Origin of the sequence: Streptomyces sp. NPDC048001, from assembly GCF_043203115.1 — a bacterium.
Taxonomy (GTDB): domain Bacteria; phylum Actinomycetota; class Actinomycetes; order Streptomycetales; family Streptomycetaceae; genus Streptomyces; species Streptomyces sanyensis.
In genome coordinates this window covers 28,695-48,624 of the sequence record NZ_JBIDBN010000019.1, presented here as the reverse complement: position 1 = coordinate 48,624, position 19,930 = coordinate 28,695, and the positions used below count along the sequence as shown (strand labels likewise).

The 19,930-nt window shown below is 74.5% G+C and carries 17 protein-coding genes; 5 read left to right on the top strand and 12 right to left on the bottom strand.

Annotation, left to right across the window (positions count from 1 at the left end; genetic code table 11):
• Nucleotides 1-59: 59 nt before the first annotated feature.
• Nucleotides 60-1,559, top strand: a complete 1,500-nt coding sequence (locus ACGF15_RS27730; RefSeq protein ID WP_392802892.1) for a zinc-dependent metalloprotease — start codon at nucleotides 60-62, stop codon at nucleotides 1,557-1,559.
• Nucleotides 1,556-2,089 carry an NUDIX hydrolase gene (locus ACGF15_RS27725; RefSeq protein ID WP_392802889.1) on the top strand — a complete coding sequence of 178 codons (534 nt, stop codon included), beginning with the start codon at nucleotides 1,556-1,558 and terminating at the stop codon, nucleotides 2,087-2,089. The genes ACGF15_RS27730 and ACGF15_RS27725 overlap by 4 nt, the downstream gene beginning before the upstream one ends.
• A gap of 97 nt (nucleotides 2,090-2,186) precedes the next feature.
• Here ACGF15_RS27725 and ACGF15_RS27720 read toward each other — a convergent pair whose 3' ends face one another.
• The 4 genes from ACGF15_RS27720 to ACGF15_RS27705 form a co-directional block, all read right to left on the bottom strand.
• The gene (locus tag ACGF15_RS27720; protein ID WP_345612870.1) at nucleotides 2,187-2,942 is read right to left on the bottom strand and encodes an AIM24 family protein; all 756 of its coding nucleotides are present in this window, start codon (nucleotides 2,940-2,942) and stop codon (nucleotides 2,187-2,189) included.
• 18 nt (nucleotides 2,943-2,960) lie between these two features.
• Nucleotides 2,961-3,641, bottom strand: a complete 681-nt coding sequence (locus ACGF15_RS27715) for an AIM24 family protein (RefSeq protein WP_345612868.1) — start codon at nucleotides 3,639-3,641, stop codon at nucleotides 2,961-2,963.
• Nucleotides 3,642-3,654: 13 nt separating this feature from the next.
• Entirely contained in the window at nucleotides 3,655-5,256 is a 1,602-nt protein-coding gene (locus ACGF15_RS27710; RefSeq protein ID WP_392802886.1) for a TerD family protein, read from the bottom strand.
• Between the two features lie 158 nt (nucleotides 5,257-5,414).
• The gene (locus ACGF15_RS27705) at nucleotides 5,415-6,044 is read right to left on the bottom strand and encodes a M48 family metallopeptidase (protein WP_345612864.1); all 630 of its coding nucleotides are present in this window, start codon (nucleotides 6,042-6,044) and stop codon (nucleotides 5,415-5,417) included.
• A gap of 208 nt (nucleotides 6,045-6,252) precedes the next feature.
• On the opposite strand from ACGF15_RS27705, the gene ACGF15_RS27700 reads away from it, so the two are divergent.
• Nucleotides 6,253-7,389 carry a ThiF family adenylyltransferase gene (locus ACGF15_RS27700; RefSeq protein WP_345612862.1) on the top strand — a complete coding sequence of 379 codons (1,137 nt, stop codon included), beginning with the start codon at nucleotides 6,253-6,255 and terminating at the stop codon, nucleotides 7,387-7,389.
• A gap of 63 nt (nucleotides 7,390-7,452) precedes the next feature.
• Entirely contained in the window at nucleotides 7,453-8,916 is a 1,464-nt protein-coding gene (locus ACGF15_RS27695) for an ABC1 kinase family protein (protein ID WP_392802881.1), read from the top strand.
• Nucleotides 8,917-9,123: 207 nt separating this feature from the next.
• Here ACGF15_RS27695 and ACGF15_RS27690 read toward each other — a convergent pair whose 3' ends face one another.
• The 5 genes from ACGF15_RS27690 to ACGF15_RS27670 all read right to left on the bottom strand — a co-directional run bounded on the left by ACGF15_RS27690 (nucleotide 9,124) and on the right by ACGF15_RS27670 (nucleotide 12,965).
• Nucleotides 9,124-9,339 (bottom strand): hypothetical protein, encoded by a 216-nt coding sequence (locus tag ACGF15_RS27690; protein WP_345612858.1) that lies wholly within the window; start codon nucleotides 9,337-9,339, stop codon nucleotides 9,124-9,126.
• Between the two features lie 125 nt (nucleotides 9,340-9,464).
• Nucleotides 9,465-9,788, bottom strand: a complete 324-nt coding sequence (locus tag ACGF15_RS27685) for a hypothetical protein (RefSeq protein WP_345612856.1) — start codon at nucleotides 9,786-9,788, stop codon at nucleotides 9,465-9,467.
• On the bottom strand, nucleotides 9,785-10,153 hold the full coding sequence (locus tag ACGF15_RS27680) for a WhiB family transcriptional regulator (protein ID WP_256524641.1): 369 nt from the start codon (nucleotides 10,151-10,153) through the stop codon (nucleotides 9,785-9,787). Before ACGF15_RS27680 ends, ACGF15_RS27685 begins: the two co-directional genes overlap by 4 nt.
• Before the next feature lie 165 nt (nucleotides 10,154-10,318).
• Nucleotides 10,319-10,630, bottom strand: a complete 312-nt coding sequence (locus tag ACGF15_RS27675; protein ID WP_345612854.1) for a hypothetical protein — start codon at nucleotides 10,628-10,630, stop codon at nucleotides 10,319-10,321.
• Between the two features lie 163 nt (nucleotides 10,631-10,793).
• Nucleotides 10,794-12,965, bottom strand: coding sequence for an ATP-dependent DNA helicase UvrD2 (locus ACGF15_RS27670; protein ID WP_345612852.1), 2,172 nt, complete (start codon nucleotides 12,963-12,965; stop codon nucleotides 10,794-10,796).
• A gap of 301 nt (nucleotides 12,966-13,266) precedes the next feature.
• Between ACGF15_RS27670 and ACGF15_RS27665 the strand changes: the two genes are divergently transcribed.
• A complete protein-coding gene (locus tag ACGF15_RS27665; protein ID WP_345612850.1) occupies nucleotides 13,267-13,524 on the top strand; it encodes a mycoredoxin in 258 nt (85 codons plus the stop codon).
• Nucleotides 13,525-13,682: 158 nt separating this feature from the next.
• Here the strand turns inward: ACGF15_RS27665 and nudC are convergent, their stop codons facing one another.
• From nudC to ACGF15_RS27650, 3 genes are all read right to left on the bottom strand, one after another.
• Nucleotides 13,683-14,630, bottom strand: a complete 948-nt coding sequence (nudC, locus tag ACGF15_RS27660; protein WP_345612848.1) for an NAD(+) diphosphatase — start codon at nucleotides 14,628-14,630, stop codon at nucleotides 13,683-13,685.
• Between the two features lie 144 nt (nucleotides 14,631-14,774).
• Nucleotides 14,775-16,172: a dipeptidase gene (locus ACGF15_RS27655; protein ID WP_392802875.1), complete on the bottom strand. Its 1,398-nt coding sequence runs from the start codon at nucleotides 16,170-16,172 to the stop codon at nucleotides 14,775-14,777.
• A 10-nt stretch (nucleotides 16,173-16,182) separates the two neighbouring features.
• On the bottom strand, nucleotides 16,183-19,911 hold the full coding sequence (locus ACGF15_RS27650; protein WP_392802872.1) for a UvrD-helicase domain-containing protein: 3,729 nt from the start codon (nucleotides 19,909-19,911) through the stop codon (nucleotides 16,183-16,185).
• Between the last annotated feature and the right edge of the window lie 19 nt (nucleotides 19,912-19,930).

The window sequence follows — 19,930 nt, the reverse complement described above, 5'->3', positions numbered from 1 at the left end:
GGTGTTGTCGGGAGTCGCCGTCGGCTGGCAGCCGACGGCCCTACGAGCCGAGGAAACCCGTGAGTGACACCCCATTCGGATTCGGCCTTCCGCCGGAGGAGCCGGAGGACGGCGACGAGGGCAAGAAGAGGAATCCCGGAGGTGGCCAGGGCTCCGGAGGGCCCCCTGGCAACCCCTTCGGGTTCGGCATCGGCCAGGGCGGCGGGGACAACCCCTTCGCCGCCATGTTCGGCTCGCTGAACCCCAGCGACCTGGGCGCGGCCTTCCAGCAGCTCGGCCAGATGCTCAGCTTCGAGGGCGGCCCGGTGAACTGGGACATGGCCCGCCAGATCGCCCGGCAGACGGTCGCCCAGGGCACCCCGGACGGCACCAAGGACGCGAGCGTCGGGCCCGTCGAGCGCACCGCCGTCGAGGAGGCCGTCCGTCTGGCGGACCTCTGGCTGGACGGCGTGACCTCCCTGCCCTCGGGGGCGGGCACCGCCGTGGCCTGGAGCCGCGCCGAGTGGGTCGAGGCGACCCTGCCCGCCTGGCAGCAGCTGGTGGACCCGGTCGCAGAGCGGGTCGGCGCGGCCATGGGCGATGTCCTGCCGGAGGAGATGCAGGCCATGGCCGGGCCGCTGCTCGGCATGATGCGCTCCATGGGCGGGGCGATGTTCGGGCAGCAGATCGGGCAGGCCGTGGGCGTGCTCGCCGGTGAGGTCGTGGGCTCGACGGACATCGGCCTCCCGCTCGGCCCGGCCGGCAAGGCGGCCCTGCTCCCCCTGAACATCGAGGCGCTCGGCAAGGACCTCGGTGTGCCCCGGGACGAGGTCCGGCTCTACCTCGCGCTGCGCGAGGCCGCCCACCAGCGTCTCTTCGCCCATGTGCCGTGGCTGCGCTCGCACCTCTTCGGTGCCGTGGAGGGCTATGCCCGCGGCATCACGGTGGACACCGGCAAGCTGGAGGACGTGGTCGGGCAGTTCGACCCGACCCACCCCGAGCAGCTGCAGGAGGCCCTTCAGCAGGGCATGTTCCAGCCGGAGGACACCCCGCAGCAGAAGGCCGCGCTCGCCCGGCTGGAGACCGCGCTCGCGCTGGTCGAGGGGTGGGTCGACGCGGTGGTCCACGCCGCGGCCGCCTCGCGCCTGTCCTCCGCCGGCGCGCTGCGCGAGACGCTGCGCAGGCGCCGTGCCTCGGGAGGCCCGGCGGAGCAGACCTTCGCCACGCTGATCGGCCTCCAGCTGCGGCCCCGCAGGCTCCGGGACGCCTCCCGGCTCTGGGCCTCGCTCACCGACGCGCGCGGTGTCGACGGGCGGGACGCCCTGTGGGAGCACCCGGACATGCTGCCCACGGCGACCGACCTGGACGACCCGGACGGCTTCGTCCACCGCGAGCAGCTGGACTTCTCGGAGCTCGACAAGATGCTCGGCGAGGCGGCGGGCAGGCGCGGTTCCCAGGACCGCCCTGACGCGGGCACCGGCGAGGGACCGGCCGGGAAGGACCACGGCGCCCGCGAGGACGGCGGCGACAAGGACGGTGGCAAGGACGGCGGGACGGACCCGGACGGCAGGGGCGAGTGAGCCTCCACGAGGACGCGGCCCTGGTCCTGAAGGAGTACCGGGCCCCCGACGAGGAGCAGGCCGCACTGCGCCTGGCCTACCTCGACCACCTGGCGGAGCACGCCGACGGCATGTGGAAGTCCTGCGGCGCGGGGCATCTCACGGCGAGCGCGCTGGTGGTGGACCCGGCGCGCGGGCGGGTCCTGCTGACCCTGCACCGCAAGCTCGGCATGTGGCTGCAGATGGGCGGGCACTGCGAGCCGGGCGACCGCACCCTGGCCGCGGCGGCGCTGCGGGAGGCGAGGGAGGAGTCGGGCATCGACGGGCTCGCCCTTCTGCCGGGCGGCCCCGTCACACTGGACCGCCACCCCATCCCGGCGCCGTGCCACCGCCACCTGGACGTGCAGTACGCGGCCGTGGCTCCGGCAGGGGCGACGGCCGCCCTCAGCGAGGAGTCCCTGGACCTGCGCTGGTTCCCCTACGAGGAGGTCGCCTCCGTGGCCGACGCCTCGGTCGTCCGGCTCCTGGCCCGCACCCGGGCGCTGCTGTAGGGCGGGCCCGCGCCCGGGCCTCGCGCCGGACCGGCCCCGGCACCCGCCGCGTGCGGGTGCCGGGGCCGGTCGCGTGCGGGTGCCGGGGCCGGTCGCGTCAGCTCCAGACGTTGTTGCGGTTCTGCCCCTGGGCGCCGTGCTGGCCCACTCCGTACTGCGCCCGCAGCCCGGAGCCGAGGTCGGCGTGCTGCGGGGGCATGACCTCGCTCGGCTGCACCAGGGCGAAGCCCTGGCCGAGGAAGCTGAGCTCCCAGCCCTCCCCCGTGCTGCCCCGGCGGCGGCGCACGCGCGAGGAGTGGGTCTGGGCCTGCATCTGCACCCGCAGTCCGGAGGACCAGGCCACGACCGCGTCGGCGTCGGCGTTGACGTAGGTGTCCGGGGTGACCCGCATCATCAGCGGCTGCCCGGAGGTCATCAGCGCGACCCTGCCGCGGCCGGAGATGTTGAGCTGGTACTTGCCGGAGCCGGAGATCCCGTACTGGCTGTCCACCGCGATCACCTCGGTGTGCAGACCGGAGTCCAGGGCCAGCACGTAGGCGCTGTCCACGGTGATGCCCTCGGGGTCCACCTCGACGAGGTGGATGTGCTGCGCGAGGTTGGCGAGGTAGACGGTGCCCTGGCCCGAGCAGCGCATCAGGTCCAGGCCCTCGCCCGTGTGGGCCCGGGCCCGGCGCTGGCCGCTGGTCTGGTACTCGCCGTCGAAGTCGACGAGCCCCTGGTAGGCCACCATGGCGCCCTTGCGGGCGAGGACGTCCTCGTGCCCGCTGAGCGCGACCCGCAGCAGCTGCGGGTTCTGCACGACGTACCGCTCCTGGGACTGCTGCTCGGCATGACCGAAAAGCGAACTCTGCATGATCTGTCCCGCTCCCCCTCAGCCCCGGATCCGGAGGCGGTCGGTGCTGTCCTCGCTCGGCTGGACCACGACGATCCCCTCGCCGGAGAACGCCATCTGGTAGGCCTCGCCGCTCCCCCGCCCGATGAGGGAGGACGCCTTGAAGCTGCGCTTGCCCTTGACCTTGAGGTTGGGCGACCAGGCGACGAGCGCGTCCGGATCGACGTAGGTCTCGTCCTCGCCGCGTCCGCAGTCGACCACGATCGGTGTCCCGCGCGAGGTGAGGGCCACCCAGCCGGTGCCGCCGATGGTGACGTTCCACAGGCCCTGGCCTGCGAGCTTGGCCAGCCCCTTGACCTTCTCCACCCCCCACTGGAGGTGGGCGTCGAAGGCCAGCACATTGCTGCCGTTCACCGACAGGGAGTCGTTGTCGAGGTTGATCACGACGACGTCCGCGCCGTAGTCGGCGAGGTACAGCAGGCCGTCGCCCGAGCACCTCATCAGCGGCGCGCCCTCACCGGTGAGCCACTGGGCGGCGATCTGCCGGACGGCGCTCGGGTTGGGCTCGTACTGCACGAAACCCTCGTAGGCGACCATCGAGCCCGTGCGGGCGTACAGGTCCTGGCCGCCGGCCATGGCCACCTTGAGCATGGCCGGGCCGTGGTTCTCCATCCGGGCCGCGACGGGCGTCGGGGCGTAGCCCGCGAGTTGCTGGTTCATTCTCCGGGCTCCCTCAGACCTCGTAGGGCTGGACGACGATGAAGTTTCCGGGAGCTCCCCGGAACTGGAGGTTCACGGTCTCCCCGCTGTGGCCGGGGTAGGCGTTGCGGCGCAGCCGGACCTGGCTGGAGAGGATCACCTGGGAGGCCGCCGACCAGGCGACGATCGCGTTCGAGTCGGCGAAGGTGGTCGGCGTCACCGGCAGGACGACGGGCACCCCGCGGGTCTTGACGACGACGGTGCCGGTGCCGTGGAACATCATGGTGAACAGCGCGCCGCCCGGGATGCCGTGCCCCTCGATCCGGCGGACCTCGTGCTGGAGCGTCTCGTCGAAGGCGAGGACGTTCTCCGCGGAGACGCAGATCCCGTCGCCCTGCAGCTCGACGGCGTGCAGATGCGCCGCCTCCTCCGCGAAGAAGACCTGGCCGCTGCCGGTGCAGCGCATCAGCTGCATCTCCTGGCCGGTGGCGTTGCCGACGACGCGGCCGGAGAACCCGGCGCCCCGGTAGCCGAAGTCCACCTTGCCCTGGTACATCACCATGCTGCCCTGGCGGGCGAGCACCGGCGTGCCGCCGACGGTGAGATCGGCCCGCATCAGCTGCTGGTTCTGCGCGGTCCAGCGCTGCCCGGTGGGCGCCTCACGGTAGGCCTGGAGGGCCGCCCGCAGGCCGGGGCCGGCCTGGGGGGTGCCCTGCGGCACCCCGGCGGGCGGGGTGCCGGGCGGCTGCCCGAGCGGGGCCCCGGGGGGCGGGGTCTGGCCGGGCACCTGGCCGAAGGGCGGCTGGGCCGGCTGGCCGTAGGGGGCCGGTGCCGGGGCGGGCGGCGGGACCGTGCCGGGCTGCGGGGGCGCCAGCGGGGCCGCCATGGTGGGGGCGCTGTGCACCGCGGCCGCGGGCTGCGGGGGCGCGAGCGGAGCGCCGAAGGACGGCGCGGGAGGCTGGGGCGCCTGGGGTGCTTGGGAGGCCTGGGGCGCCTGGGGCGCGTGGGAGGCCTGAGGTGCTTGGGGCGCACCGAAGGCGGGTGCCGGACCCGCGGGCGGGGCGAAGGCCGGGGGCGCGGCGGACCCCGGCTGCGGCGCCGGTTCCTCCTCCGCGACCTCGCCGCCGAAGTTCTTCAGCAGCGCGTCGAGGCCCCCGTCGAAGCCCTGGCCCACGGCGGCGAAGCGCCATACGTCCTTGCGGTAGAAGTCGCCGAGCATCACCGCGCGCTCGGTGCTGAACTCCGAGCCGGTGAAGGCGTAGCGGACGACCTCCTCTCCGCCCGCGACGATACGGATGTAGCCGGGGCCGATCTGCGACATCTGCCCCGCGCCGTCGACGGTGGCGGTGAAGGAGAGCTTGTGGATGTGCTCCGGGATGCGGTCGAGCGTGACGCGGAACGACTCGGTGTCGCCGGCCTGCGCGCCGAGCAGCTGAACCGACTCCTCGGGCGTCTTCGGCTGGTTGAAGAAGACGAAGTACCGGTCGTCGGAGAGCTGCTCCTCGGCGTCCAGGCCGAAGCAGCTGATGTCGAAGGTCAGACCGGGAGCGGCGATCTGGACGCCGACGTACAGATCGGTTCCCGGAGTGAGATCACTGAGCTTGGCCTTGTGGCCGCGTTGGAATTCCCTGGCCATACGTGACGACCGTCCCCCATCCCGAGAAAATGAATGCGTCGCGCCAGGCTAACCGCTGGCAGCGAGATCGAGCCAAGCCGGTACGCATTCGGTACACAGCTGCCACGGCCGCCGCACAGAAGGGGCTGCCCCGGGGCCGCCGGTGGCCGGGACGGCGCTCAGTCGACGGGCGGTGCCGCGCCGCGCGGGAGGCGCCCGGCGGCGGCGACGCCCTCCAGATACCCGCGGGCCCGCTCGGTGCGCGGGTACGCCTCCAGCAGCTTCCAGAAGCGGGGCCCGTGGCCGGGCACGAGCAGATGGGCCAGTTCGTGGAGCAGGACGTAGTCGAGGACGTACTCGGGCATGCCCTGGAGGCGGTGGGACAGCCGGATGCTGCCCTCGGCGGGGGTGCAGGACCCCCAGCGTGCGTTCTGGTTGGTGACCCACCGCACCGACGTGGGCCTGGCCCGCCCCTGGTAGTACTGCCGGGAGAGCCGCTCGGCCCGCTCGGCCAGGTCGGTGTCGCCGAGCGCTCGGCGGCTCTCCTGGGCTTCGAGCTTCTTCAGCATGACGCCGACCCAGCGCTCCTCCTCGGCCTCGGACATCCGGGCCGGGATCAGGACGACGGTCCGGTCGCCCTCGCGGTAGGCGGAGACCGTGCGGCTGCGGCGGCTGCTGCGCCGGACCTCCACGCGGCCCTCGGCGACCGCGGCGCGCGCGGGACCGCTCGGATCGGCTCGGCGCCGCTTCCCGGCGCCGCGGGCGGGGGCCTGCCCCGTGGAGGTGCGGGAGGACGGATCGACGGGCACGCCCCGACGTTACCCGCTGCCCGCACCGGACGTCCCGGCCTCGCACGGTTCCCGCGTGATCCACTCCACGGCGGCAGGAATAGAACGACTAATCCCCCGGCCTGTGGACAACTTTCCCCGCCGCCTCGCCGGAAGCGGGATTCTGTGGAGGCCGACCGCACCAATCCGGCGGTCGGCGACGGATTTCCACGGGGAAACGGGGACCGATATGCATCCCATGCTGAAACCGGCGCTGCGGCGGGCGTGGCGGGACCGCCAGTCGGTCCAGTTCGGAGTGACCCCCGAACGGGCGGTCACCGTAGGGCCGTTGGACACCGCCACCGGCTCTCTCGTCGAACTCCTCGACGGCACCCGCGGGCTGGAACTGCTCCGGGCCGAGGCGCGGGCGGCAGGTCTGCCGGAGGGCCGGGTCGACGCCCTGGTCCACCGGCTGGCCGAGGCGGGGCTGCTCGACGACACGGAGGCGGCGAGCACCTCGGCCGCACTGCGTGAACGGCCCGCGCTGCGCGAACGCCTCCGCCCCGACCTGGCCTCCTTGTCGGTGGTCCATCCCGAACCGGGCGCGGCCTTCGCCCGCATCGCGGCACGGCGCGCCACCCGGGTGGCCGTCCGCGGTGCGGGCCGGGTCGGCGCGACCGTGGCCGCCTGCCTGTCCGCGGCCGGGATCGGCACGGTCGACGTCCATGACGGCGGAGTGGCCGAGCCCGGGGACGCGGCGCCCGGCGGGCTGCCGGCGTCCGAGGCCGGGGAGCGGCGGGACGCGGCCGCCCGGCGGCTGGTTCGCGCACAGGCACCGGACCGGCCTCCCCGGGCGGGTGGGGGCGGGCGGGGTGCCGCACGGGATCCGGGGCTGGCCCTGGTGGTGGTGGCTCCCCGCGACGGCCTCGGGGCCTATGCGCCCGATCCGCGCATGGCGCAGGACTGGATCGGCGCAGGGGTCCCCCACCTGTACGCGGGCGTGGTCGAGGCCACCGGAGTGGTGGGACCGCTGGTGCTCCCCGGGGCCACTCCCTGCGCGGAGTGCCAGGAGCGCGCCCGGGCCGAGCGGGATCCGGCGCGCTCCATGCTGCTCGCTCAGTGGCGCTCCGGGCGGCGGAGGTCCGTGCCCGTCGCCTGCGACGTCGCACTGGCCACGGCGGTCGCCGGGCTGGCCGCCGCCCATGCGCTGGCCTTCCTGGACGGCGGTCTTCCGGAGAGCGCCGGCGCCCGCTGGGAGGTGTCGCTCCCGGGGCTGCGCTGGCGCTCGGAGAGGCTCGGGGCCCATCCCGAGTGCTCCTGCGGAGCGGGGCGGGGCGGCCACGGGGGTGACGGCGGCAGCGCCGCTCACGAGAGAATGCACGCGTGATCGCCGCCAACGGATCTGCTCCGTGCGGCACATACGACAGCCGACTGGGTTTTGGAGGGGTGCATGTCTGATCTTCCTCGGAAGGCGGTCACCCGGACCGCCAAGCTGGCCGCCCTCCCCCTGGGCTTCGCGGGCCGGGCGACCTGGGGCATCGGGAAGAGGATCGGCGGGAAGTCGGCGGAGATCGTCGCCCGCGAACTCCAGCAGCGCACGGCGGAGCAGCTGTTCAAGGTGCTGGGCGAGTTGAAGGGGGGTGCCATGAAGTTCGGGCAGGCGCTGTCCGTCTTCGAGTCGGCGCTCCCCGAGGAGGTCGCGGGGCCCTACCGGGCGGCTCTCACCCGTCTGCAGGAGGCGGCGCCGCCGATGCCCACCGCCACGGTCCACGGCGTGCTGGCCGAATGCCTCGGCGAGGACTGGAGGGAACTCTTCGCCGACTTCGAGGACAGACCCTCGGCGGCGGCCTCCATCGGCCAGGTGCACCGGGCCGTGTGGCACGACGGGCGCCGGGTCGCGGTCAAGGTGCAGTACCCGGGCGCGGGGGAGGCACTGCTGTCGGACCTCACCCAGCTGAGCCGCTTCGCACGCCTGCTGGGGCCGCTGGTCCCCGGCATGGACGTCAAGCCCCTGATCACGGAGCTGCGCGACCGGGTCGCCGAGGAACTGGACTACGGGCTGGAGGCCGAGGCGCAGCGCCGCCACGCGGAGGAGTTCGCCCACGACCCCGACGTGGTCGTCCCCGGCGTGGTCCACCACGGGGAGCGGGTCCTGGTCACCGAGTGGATCGACGGCACCCCGCTGTCGGATGTCATCGCGGAGGGCACCAGCGAGGAGCGGGACCGCGCGGGCCAGTTGCTCGCACGGTTCCTCTTCTCCGGTCCGGCACGCACCGGCCTGCTGCACGCGGACCCCCACCCGGGGAACTTCCGTTTCCTGGCGGATGCGGACGGCGGGAAGCCGCGTCTGGGCGTGCTCGACTTCGGGACGGTGGACCGGCTGCCGGGCGGGCTGCCGCCGACCATCGGCCTGTGCCTGCGGCTGGCGCTGGACGGGGAGGCCGACGCCGTGTACCGGCTGCTGTGCGAGGAGGGCTTCGTCAGGGAGTCGATCGAGCTCGACCCCGACGCCGTCCTGGAGTACCTTCTTCCCGTCATCGGGCCCGCGGCGGAGGAGGAGTTCACCTTCACTCGCGGCTGGATGCGCAGCCAGGCGGCGCGGATAGCGGATATCCGCTCGCCTGCCTACCAGTTGGGCAAGCAGCTGAACCTTCCCCCGTCGTATCTGCTGATCCACCGGGTGACCCTGAGCACCATCGGGGTGCTGTGCCAGCTGGATGCGACGGTGCGGCTCCGTGAGGAACTCGACGCGTGGCTGCCCGGCTTCCCGTGCACGGGGACGGGGACAGGCCAGAAGGCCGGGGCCGGGGCCGGGGCCGGGGAGGGAGGAGAGGCGGCCCCGGGCGGAAGCGGCGCCCCCCGGGGAGCGAACGACCCTCTGAGCGCGGACGACCCTCTGAGCGCGGGCGCCTGACTGGGCGCCAGGTCGTCACCACGACCTGGCAGGAGCCATACGAGCCCCGCGGAAGCGGGGGAGGCCCGCACGGCGCCCGTCATCGTCCCGGCGGCGGGGCCGCGAGGGGCGGGGGCCGCGAGGGGCCCCGGGGACGGGGCGTGCCGGGGGCCGCGCCGCGCCCGGCCGCCGTCATCGACGGGTGGCGGCGGCCGTCCCGGGAGCCGGTCACCACCAGGACGTGTCCAGCCGCCCCTCGATGGATCTGATGTTGGTCCGGGCGCACTCCTCGCAGACATGGCGCCGGACGCCGTCCTCCACGGAGAAGGTCCAGGTGAGGGGGGTGCCCTCGGCGACCTTGCCGCACCGGGAGCACACGGTGGGGCCGTCGGTCCGCTCTCCTCCGCCCGGCCCTTCGGGGTCCGGTGACTCGTCCTGATCCACCCCGCGACGATATCCCCGTGCGCCGCCCTGAGGGCGCACAACGCACCGTGGGGCCGTGCCGGGCGCACAACGCGCCGCGGGGGCCGGTCCGTTCGGACCGGCCCCCGCGGCGGAGCGCTTCGGGGTCAGTGCATGACCGCCATCGCCAGGGCGCGGCGGGCGCGCATCGACACCCGCTCGGCCCGGCGCTGCATCCGCCGCGCGGCGACCAGGCGTGCCGCCTGGCGTCCCGCGTCGGCTTCCTGCCTCCGGTCGTGCATATGCGCACGCGCCAGGGCTTCTGGGATGAGTTGCATCTCACGGTTCCTGTTCTGACGCGAGGTGTTCGCGCCGGTGGTGGTGACGTCCGAGGTCGCGGAGCGGTAGGGCTCCGGGGTGGAGGGGGTCATCGGGGCCTGCTTCTGGGGATCGTGCGTGACGGGTCGGTCGATGGTTCCGGAGGCGTTCATGCCGCGACCGGGTTCTTGCGCGGGCGGCCGCGCGGCCGCTTGCGGGCGACGACCACGCCCTGGACGAACAGCTCCCCGCCCCAGACACCCCACGGCTCGCGCCGCTCCTTGGCCCCGGCGAGGCATGCCTCCATCAGCGGGCAGGTGCGGCACAGGGACTTGGCGTACTCGACGTCGGCCGGGGACTCGGCGAAGAAGACCTCCGGGTCGTAGGAGCGGCAGGGCACGGGTACGCCCAGGTTCTCGATGGCGTCGTCGAGCGCGGTGAGCGCAGTGAGCGGAGTCAAGGCGGATTCCTCGGAAGAAGCGGGCGGAGCGATCGTCGCGGCGGGCGGTACGGACGGGGCGTGCGCTTCGAGTTGCACGGTGTGGAGTTCCTCGTCTTGGTCGTTCCGGCCTGTGGGCCGGGTGTGGCTGCTGTCGGGTCTGGTCCCGAGACCCTTCGGTCCGTGATCCCACCGGGGAAAACAGAAGGGCCGCGGATCCCGGGTGGGGTTCCGCGGCCCTGAAGGCGCCGGCCTGATCATGGATCAGGCTGGATCACTCCAGGGTTCGAGCCCACGGAAGGCCCACTTCGAGTGGTGGTGCGTCGTCTGCTGCGTGGCACTGGCCGCCGCAAGGGCATAGGCCGGGGCCTCTGCCGCTGCTACTCCCGCTTCCAGTGCCTTGGTCGGTCGCTCATTGCGCTCCAGGACCGTGAGACCACCCAGCCGGAAGGCGGGGATCATGGCGGGGGCGCCGGACAGACCGGTGCCCTGGAAGGCGGACGAGAAGCCGAGCATGCAGCGGGAGACGACCGAGGGATCGGTCATGGTGGCGGTGCTGGTCTTGATGCTGATCACTTCAATCGCCTCCTCTCGGCGTCTCGGGACCGGGGTGAGCCGGTCGCGGTATTCGGATAAGTACAGCACGAGGACAGGGCTTCAGAGAAGCCGCTGTTCTCGTGGTTAAGAACCTATGGGGCCTGCCCGGGCGGGCGCAAACTATTTTCTCGACGAGTTTGCCTCAGTCCCCGTCCTCGGCCGTCTCAAGCTCCTCACCTGCACAGATGGCCAGGACATCGGCGCCGAAGCGGTCCAGCTTGCGCCCGCCGACCCCGGAGATCGAGGCGAGTTCGCCCTCGCTGCCGGGAACCGCCTCCGCGATGGCCATCAGCGTCTTGTCGGTGAACACGCAGTAGGCGGGCTGCCCGAGCTCCCTGGCCTGCTCGGACCGCCACTCCCGGAGCCGCTCGTACAGGCCCTCGTCCATGTCCGAGGGGCAGTCCTCGCAGCGCATCAGCTTCATCTCGCCCGCGTCGGTCAGCGTCTTGCCGCAGACCCGGCAGAGCACCGGACCGCGCCGCCTGCGGCGACCGCCTCCGCGCTCGACTCCGCCCGCTGCCCCGGCGCCCCTTCTGCCGGGCGCCGCCGAACCCGGGCGCAGGCCGTTGAGGAAGCGGCTGGGGCGGCGCGAGGCCCGCCCGCCGGGAGAACGCGAGAGCGCCCAGGACAGGCAGAGGTGGACACGGGCCCGGGTGACGCCGACGTAGAGCAGCCGCCGCTCCTCCTCGACCTGCTCGTCCGTCTTGGCGTAGGTGATCGGCATCATGCCCTCGGTGAGGCCGACCAGGAAAACGGCGTCCCACTCGAGCCCCTTGGCCGAGTGGAGCGAGGCGAGGGTCACACCCTGGACCGTGGGCGCGTGCTGCGCGGCGGCGCGCTCGTCCAGCTCGGCCACGAGGTCGGCGAGGGTGGCCGCCGGGCGGACCCGTGCGAAGTCCTCGGCGAGCCGCACCAGGGCGGCCAGCGACTCCCAGCGGTCGCGCACCGACCCGGACCCGGCCGGGGGCTCGGTGGTCCAGCCCTTGGTGGAGAGCACGGCGCGGACCTGGGAGGCCAGCCCCTCCGCGTCGTCCAGGAGGGAGTCGTTGGAGCCCGCTCGGGCCGCACCCCGCAGGGCCACACCCGCCTCGCGGACCTCCGCGCGTTCGAAGAAGCGCTCGGCCCCGCGCAGCTGGTAGGGCACGCCCGCGTCCGCGAGTGCCTGCTCGTAGACCTCGGACTGGGCGTTGACCCGGTACAGGACGGCGATCTCCCCGGCCGGCACCCCGGCGTCGATCAGCTCCCGGATCCTGCGGGCGGTGCCCTCGGCCTCGGAGGGCTCGTCGGCGTACTCGACATAGGCGGGCTCGGCGCCCGCATCACGCTGGGAGACCAGTTCGAGGCGGTGCTCGGCGGCGCGGCCGCGGGCCTGTGCGAGCAGTCCGTTGGCCAGGTGGACGACCTGGGGCGTGGAGCGGTAGTCGCGCACGAGCTTGACGACGGTGGCGTCGGGGTGGCGGGTGCGGAAGTCCAGCAGGTGGTCGGGGGTGGCCCCGGTGAAGGAGTAGATGGTCTGGCTGGCGTCGCCGACCACGCACAGGCTGTCCCGGTCCCCGAGCCAGAGCTCCAGCAGCCGCTGCTGGAGCGGGCTGACGTCCTGGTACTCGTCGACGACGAAGTGCTGGTACTGGCGCCGGACCTGGTCGGCGATGTCGTGCCGGTCCTGGAGGATGCCGACCGTGAGCAGCAGCACGTCCTCGAAGTCCATGGCCGAGCGGTCCCGCTTGAGCTGCTCGTACATCGCGTAGACCTGGCCGATCTCCGCCGGGTCGCGGGGGGCGTCGCGGTGGGACTTGGCGACCGCGGCCGGGTAGTCCGCGGGCACGGTCTGGGTGACCTTGGCCCACTCGATCTCGCCCGTGACGTCCCGGAGCTCGTTGCGGTCAAGGCGGATGCGGCAGCGCGCCGCCGACTCGGCGACCAGCTGGACCTTGCGCTCCAGCAGGCGGGGCAGTTCCCCGCCGACCGCCTTGGGCCAGAAGTACTGGAGCTGGCGCAGGGCGGCCGAGTGGAAGGTGCGGGCCTGCACGCCCCCGGCACCCAGCTGGCGCAGCCTGCCGCGCATCTCGCCTGCGGCCCGGTTGGTGAAGGTGACGGCGAGCACGCTGGCGGGCTGGAGTATGCCCGCCCGGACCCCGTAGGCGATGCGGTGGGTGATCGCACGCGTCTTGCCCGTGCCGGCTCCGGCCAGCACGCACACCGGGCCGTGCAGGGACGTCGCGACCTCGCGCTGCTCGGGGTCGAGCCCGGAGAGCACCGCGTCGGCCGTCTCGGGGACCTGCGGGAAGAGTGAGGAGTGCGTTGCTGCTGTCACCCCGCCATGCTGCCAGGTCCGCCGGGGCGGGTGCGCCGGGTTGTCCACAGGGCGGGCCGATTGTTCGTACCGGGCTGTCCGGAACGGGAGCGGCGGAGGGCGCGGCACCCGTGCGGCGGCCGGGTGGGCAGGGGGCTCGCGGTCCGGGCGGGGCCGTGCGTCCGCGCGGAGCCCCTCGCGATCCCACCCCCGCGGCGGGAATCGCCGGGCCGTCCCGGGCGTTCTACCCCCTGCCGCCGCGTTCCCGCGGCGGCGCGGCCGTGAGGCCGGGCCCCCGCCAGACCCGAGGAGCGCACAGACGATGCAGGGCACCGTGACGATGTACAGCACCACCTGGTGCGGCTACTGCCGCCGCCTGAAGGGCCAGATGGACCGCGAGGGCATCGCCTACACCGAGGTCAACATCGAGCTGGACGCGGAGTCGGCGGCGTTCGTGGAGAAGGCGAACGGGGGGAACCAGACGGTTCCGACGGTCCGCGTGGTGCCCGCCCAGGGCGGCTCCGAGGTGGTCATGACCAACCCCAGCCTCGCCCAGGTCAAGCAGGCCCTGAGCGCCTGAGCGCCCGCCGGGTCGGACCCGGCGGGCGGTGGCCCCGACGGCCCGGGGAAACCGGGAAGCGGCCGTCGGGGCCCCGGCATGCCCGGCCGGGCCCCGCACCGGCCCCGCCCGGGGCCTCCCGGGGCCCTCAGAGCGCGTCGCCCGGGGCCCGGGGCCTCTCAGAGCGCGTCCCCCGGCTTGGGCAGCGGTCTGCCGTACCAGAGCTCGACGAGCCGGGAGGCGATGGAGATGCCGTACGGGGGCAGCACCTCGCCCGACTCGAAGGCCGCCCGCAGCTCGTCCCGGGAGAACCAGCGGGCCTCCTCGATCTCCTCTCCGTCGACCCGGATCTCCGAGGAGGTGGCCCGGGCCGTGAACCCGAGCATCAGACTGGACGGGAAGGGCCAGGGCTGGCTGGCGACGTAGGTCACCTCGCCGACCGTCACACCGGCCTCCTCGTACGCCTCCCGGCGCACCGACTGCTCGATGGACTCGCCCGGCTCGACGAAGCCCGCGAGCGTCGAGAAACGCCCCTCGGGCCAGTGCACCTGCCGGCCCAGCAGCGCCCGGTCCTCCTCGTCCGTCACCAGCATGATCACCGCGGGGTCGGTGCGCGGGTAGTGCTCCGCGCCGCAGGCCTGGCAGCGCCGGATGTGCCCGGCGGCCGCGATCACCGTGCGCTCGCCGCAGCGGGAGCAGAAGCGGTGCAGCCGCTGCCAGTTCTCCAGGGCGACCGCGTGCACCAGCAGTCCGGCGTCCCTCGGGCCGAGCAGCAGCCCGGCCTCCCGCAGCCCGGCGGGGCGCGCCGACTGGTCCATCCGCCCGGGCAGGGTGTCCTTCTGCAGCGCGAAGTACCGGACCCCGTCCTCGTCGGTGCCGAGGAAGTAGCGGTGGGTCTCCGTGAGAGGGGCCTCGAAGGAGGGGGTCATCACCAGCTCGGTGCGCCCGTCAGGGGTGTCGTCGACGAGGGCCTGGCCGCCGGAGACCACGAAGACGCGGGTCTCGGGATGACTCCACGCCGCGGCGAGCCACGCCTCGTCCAGGCGGTGGTGCGCTTCTCGGTCGATGCCGCTCGGCGCGGTCAGGCCGACGGGGCGGGCCCCGGTGGCGTAGCGGTCGGTGCTCACGGTCTTCTTCCAACTCCCCCGGTGTGGATGGCTGTCGTGCCGGGTCGGCTCGCGTCGGGTTCGGGTCAGGTGGCGTCGGTCGGGTGGTTCCGGTCGGCCGGACTCGGGGCGGGGCGGCCCCGTGCCCGGCCGGTGCCGGTCGGGTCAGCGCAGGGTCCGTGCCAGGTCCTCCCAGAGGTGGGCCGCGGCCTCCACGCCCTTGAGGAGCAGATCGAGCTCCACCTTCTCGTCCGGGCCGTGCCACCCGTCGGAGGGCACGGAGATGCCGAGGAAGAGCACGGGTGCGCCCAGGACGTCCCGGAGGTCGGCGGCGGGCCCCGAGCCGCCCTCGCGGGTGAAGCGGATCTTCGCGCCGTCGAAGGCGCGGCCCATCGCGCGGACCACGGACCCCAGTGCCGGGTGGTCGAGCGGGGTGAGGCAGGGGCGGGTGGCCCCGCTGAAGGCGATCTCGTGGCGGATGCCGGGCGGGACCCGGTCCGCCACCCAGTCGGCCACGGCGCGCTCGACGGCGTCCGGCTCCTGCCCCGCGACCAGCCGGAAGGAGAGCTTGACCACGGCCGACGCGGGGACGACGGTCTTGCCGCCGGGGCCCTGGTAGCCGCCGCCGATGCCGTTGACCTCCGCGGTGGGACGGGCCCACAGCCGCTCCAGCGTGGAGTAGCCGCTCTCGCCCAGGGTGCCGTGCGAGCGGGCGGTGCGCAGCCAGGCCGCCTCGTCGAAGGGCAGCTCCGCGAAGAGCTCCCGCTCCGCGTCGCTCAGCGGGAGGACGCCGTCGTAGAAGCCGGGGACGGTGACCCGTTCGTCCTCGTCGTGGAGGGCGGCGACGATCCGGGCGGCGACGGTGGCCGGGTTGGGGACGGCGCCGCCGAAGGACCCGGAGTGGATGTCCTGGTCGGGGCCGCGGAAGGTGATCTCGCACTCGGCGAGGCCGCGCATCCCCGTGCAGACGGTGGGGGTGTCCTCGGACCACATGCCGGTGTCGGAGACGACCACGGCGTCCGCGGCCAGGCGGTCGGCACGGCGTTCGACGAGGTCGCGGAAGTGCGGCGAGCCGGACTCCTCCTCCCCCTCGACGAGCAGCTTCAGGTGGACGGCCGGGGCCGTGCGGCCGGTGGCGGCCAGGTGGGCGCGGACCCCGAGGGTGTGCAGGAGGACCTGGCCCTTGTCGTCGGCCGCGCCGCGGGCGTACAGGCGCCCGTCGACGGTCTCCGGCTCGAAGGGGTCGGTGCGCCAGCCGTCCTCGCGGGCGGCGGGCTGGACGTCGTGGTGGCCGTAGACCAGCACGGTCGGGGCGTCCGGATCGTCCGAGGGCCAGTGCGCGAAGACCGCCGGGGCGCCCGGCGTCTCCCAGACCTCGGCGACCGGGAACCCGGTCTCCGCCAGCTTCCCTGCGAGCCACTCGGCACTGCGCCGGACGTCCCCCGCGTGCTCGGGCTGCGCCGACACCGACGGGATGCGCAGCCACTCGGCGAGGTCGTCGAGGAAAGCGCTGCGCTGCTGGTGGACATGGGTGCGGACGGCGCTGTCCGGGGTCTGGCTCATGCCCTTGAGCCTATCGGTCCGGGGGGTCGGCCCCGTCGGCCGTCCCACCCAGCAGGATGCGCTCCAGCCCCCTGCGGCCGGGCATTCCCTCGGGGCGGACGACCTGCCCGGTCCGTACGAAGACGAAGGCGGCGGTGACCGCCTCCAGGGGCACGCCCCGCTGCTCGGCCCATGCCAGCCGGTAGACCGCCAGCTGGAGCGGGTCGGCGCGGCCGTCGCGGGCCGTCTTCCAGTCCACGATCTCGTACGTCTCCGCACCGGGGCGGCCGCCGGTGCGGTAGACGGCGTCGATCCGGCCGCGCACCACCCGCCCGGCGAGGGTGAACTGGAAGGGCGCCTCGACCCGGTAGGGCGTCCTGCGGGCGTAGTCGGTGCGGGCGAAGGCCTCCTTGAGGGCGGCGAGGTCCTCCTCGTCGGCGATGTCCAGGTCCGCGGTGTCGCCGCCGGGCAGCTCCTCCGGGCCGAGCAGGGGCAGGGGCAGGGCCTCGTAGCGCGACTCCACCCAGGCGTGGAAGCGGGTGCCCCGGCGGGCTGCGGGCTGCGGCGGGCGGGGCATGGGGCGTGCCAGCTCGCGGGCGAAGCCGTCGGGGTCCGCCGCGAGGCGCATCAGCTGGGAGGCGGACAGGGACGGGGGCAGGGGCACGTCGCGGACCGTCGCGCGGGCACGCCGGAGCTCCCCGGTGAGGGCGTCCAGGTCGCGGTCCCAGGAGGCGAGGACGCGCGCCTCCTCCGGCGTGAGCGCGGGGCCGGGGCCCCCGGGACCGTCCGCCGCGTCGGGGCCCGGGGGCGAGGACTCCTCGGCGGGCGCGGAGGGCTGGTGCGGGACGACGGGGTCCGCGGGCACCGCCGAGCGGGGCCGGGCGCCCGCGGGGGCGCCGGGGTGCTCCGGACGCTCCGGACGCTCCGGGGCAGGGTCCTCGGGGACCAGCCCCGCGCGGGCGTCGGGGCCGCCCGGGGCACCGGAAGCGGGCGGGCGGGGGCCGTCGGAGCGCTCGCCCGGGAACGGGCCGTCCGGCAAGGGACCGTCGGGGAACGGGCCGTCCGGGAAGGGATCGTCCGGGAGCGCGTCACCGACGAACGGCTCCTCGGCGAACGGGCCCTCGAACGGGTCCTCGGCGAGCGGGTCCTCGGGGGGCGGCTCCTCCTCGGGGGGCGGCTCGGCGGCCCAGGCGCCGTCGTCGTGCCCGTCCGGCACCGGGCCCGCCGGGGCGTGCCCATCCGGCACAGTGCCTTCCGGGACGTGCCCGCCCGACCCGGCCGCCAGGTGCGCCAGCACCCGTGCGGCCGCCTCCCGGCGGCGCGCCAGCGCCCCGGGATCCAGCGGCAGCGGCCACCGGGGGTCCGCGACGGCGGACCCCAGGGCCGGGTTCTCCGCGTCCTCGGGCGGCTCCTCGGCCCACTCCTCGATCTCCCCGAAGCCCTGCACGCAGTGGTCGTGGAGCGCCTGGAGGAACCCGGAGGGCCCCCGGCGGCGCTTCTGCCCGGGGCCCCACCAGTGGCCCGAGCCGAGCAGCAGGGAGCGCGGGCGGGTGAAGGTCACATAGCCCAGCCGCAGCTCCTCGGTGTGCTGGTGCTCCTTCATGCCCGCCTTGAAGTCCTTCAGCCCGCGGGCGTCCCAGGAGCCGACGGCCGGGAGGGTCGCGGCGTCGCCCCGCAGGCCGTGCGGCAGCACCTTGGGCTGCGCCGTCCACGCCTCGCGCGGCGCCTCGCTCGGGAACCTGCCGGAGACCAGGCCCGGGACGGCGACGACGTCCCATTCGAGGCCCTTGGACTTGTGCGCGGTCATCACCTTGACGGTGTTGCCGCCGCCGGGCAGGGCGTTGTCCAGGCCCTTCTCGTACTGCGCCGCCGTGCGCAGGAAACCGAGGAAGGCCAGCAGGGTGCTCTCCCCGTCGAGCGCCGCGAAGCCGGCCGCGATGTCCATGAAGTTGGACAGCGTCTCCCGCCGGCGGGCGGCCAGGGCCCCCGGCGAGGCGGACAGCTCGACGTCCAGGCCGGTGGCCGTGAGCACCCGGTGCAGGACGTCCATCAGCGGGTCGGCCAGGCCCCGGCGCAGCTCGCGCAGCTCGGCCGCGAGGCGCGCGAAGCGGACCCGGGCGTCGGCGGAGAAGGGCAGCCGGTCGTCGGGGGCGCCCTGGGAGTCGAGGAAGGTGTCCAGGGCGTCCGCCAGGGAGACCACCTCGGCCGGGTCGGTGCCCTCGACGGCGGCGGCCAGGCGGCGCCCGGGGTCGTCGTCCCCGTCGTCGCGGTGGACCAGCAGGCGGGCGCGGCGGCCGAGGAGGGCGAGGTCGCGGGGGCCGATGCGCCAGCGGGGGCCGGTGAGCAGGCGGACCAGGGGCGCGTTGGCCCCGGGGTCCTGCAGGACCTCGCAGACGGCGACCAGGTCGGCGACCTCGGGCAGATGGAGCAGCCCGGAGAGCCCGACGACCTCCACCGGGACCTCGCGGGCGACGAGCGCGGCCTGGATCTCCGCGAAGTCGCCCGCGGTGCGGCACAGCACGGCGATCTCCCCCGGTGCGGTGCCCGTGCGGACGAGGTGGGCGAGGGAGTCGGCGAGCCAGGCGACCTCCTCCGCGTGGGTGGGCAGCAGGGCGCAGCGCACGAGGCCGTCGTGCTCGGCGCCGGGAGCGGGCCTGAGCGCCTCCACTCCCTCGTGCATGGCCCGCAGCGGAGCGGCCAGGCCGTTGGCGAGCCGGAGCAGGCGGCCCCCGCTGCGGCGGTTCTCGCCGAGCGCGAAGCGGGCCGCGGGGGTGCCGTCGGCGAACGGGAAGTGCCGGGGGAAGTCGTCGAGGTTGGCCACGGAGGCGCCGCGCCAGCCGTAGATCGCCTGACAGGGGTCGCCCACCGCGGTCACCGCATGGCCGGTCCCCTTCCCGAAGAGGCCGGAGAGCAGCAGCCGCTGGGCGACGGAGGTGTCCTGGTACTCGTCGAGCAGCACCACCCGGAACTCCTCGCGCAGCAGCGCCCCGACCTCGGGCCGGGTGAGCGCGAGCTCGGCGGACAGGGCGATCTGGTCGCCGAAGTCGAGCAGGTCGCGGGCGCGCTTGGCGGCCCGGTAGCGGAGGGTGAGGTCGAGGAGTTCCCGGCGGGCCCGTGCGGTCTCGGGGACCTTGCGCAGGTCGGCGTTGGTCAGCCGGGCGGCGGCCAGGGTGTCGAGCAGGGCGGCGTCGTGGGCGTCGAGCCGCTCGGGGGGGACCAGGTGCTCGGCGAGTTCGGCGTCCAGCGCGAGCAGGTCGCTCACGAGGGCGGGGAACGAGCGGGTGAGCGCCGGGTAGGGGCCGGGGGCCTCCCGCAGCACGCGTGCGGCGAGCTGGTAGCGGGTGGCGTCGGCGAGCAGGCGGGCCGTGGGTTCCAGGCCGATGCGCAGCCCGTGGTCGGTGAGCAGCTGCCCGGCGAAGGCGTGGTAGGTGGAGATCCGGGGTTCGCCGGGCGGATCGTCCGGGTCGACCGGGTCCGGGTCGGTCACCCCGGCCCGCACCAGGGCGGTGCGGACCCGTTCGGCGAGTTCCCCGGCGGCCTTGTTGGTGAAGGTGAGCCCGAGGACCTGCTCCGGTGCGACCTGCCCGGTGCCGACCAGCCAGACGACCCGGGCCGCCATGACCGTCGTCTTCCCGGACCCGGCACCGGCCACGACGACCTGCGGCGCGGGCGGCGCGGTGATGCAGGCCGTCTGCTCCGGGGTGAACGGGATCCCGAGGAGTTCCTTGAGCTGCTCGGGGTCGCTGATGCGTGGGGGCACCCGGAGAGGCTAACGGGGA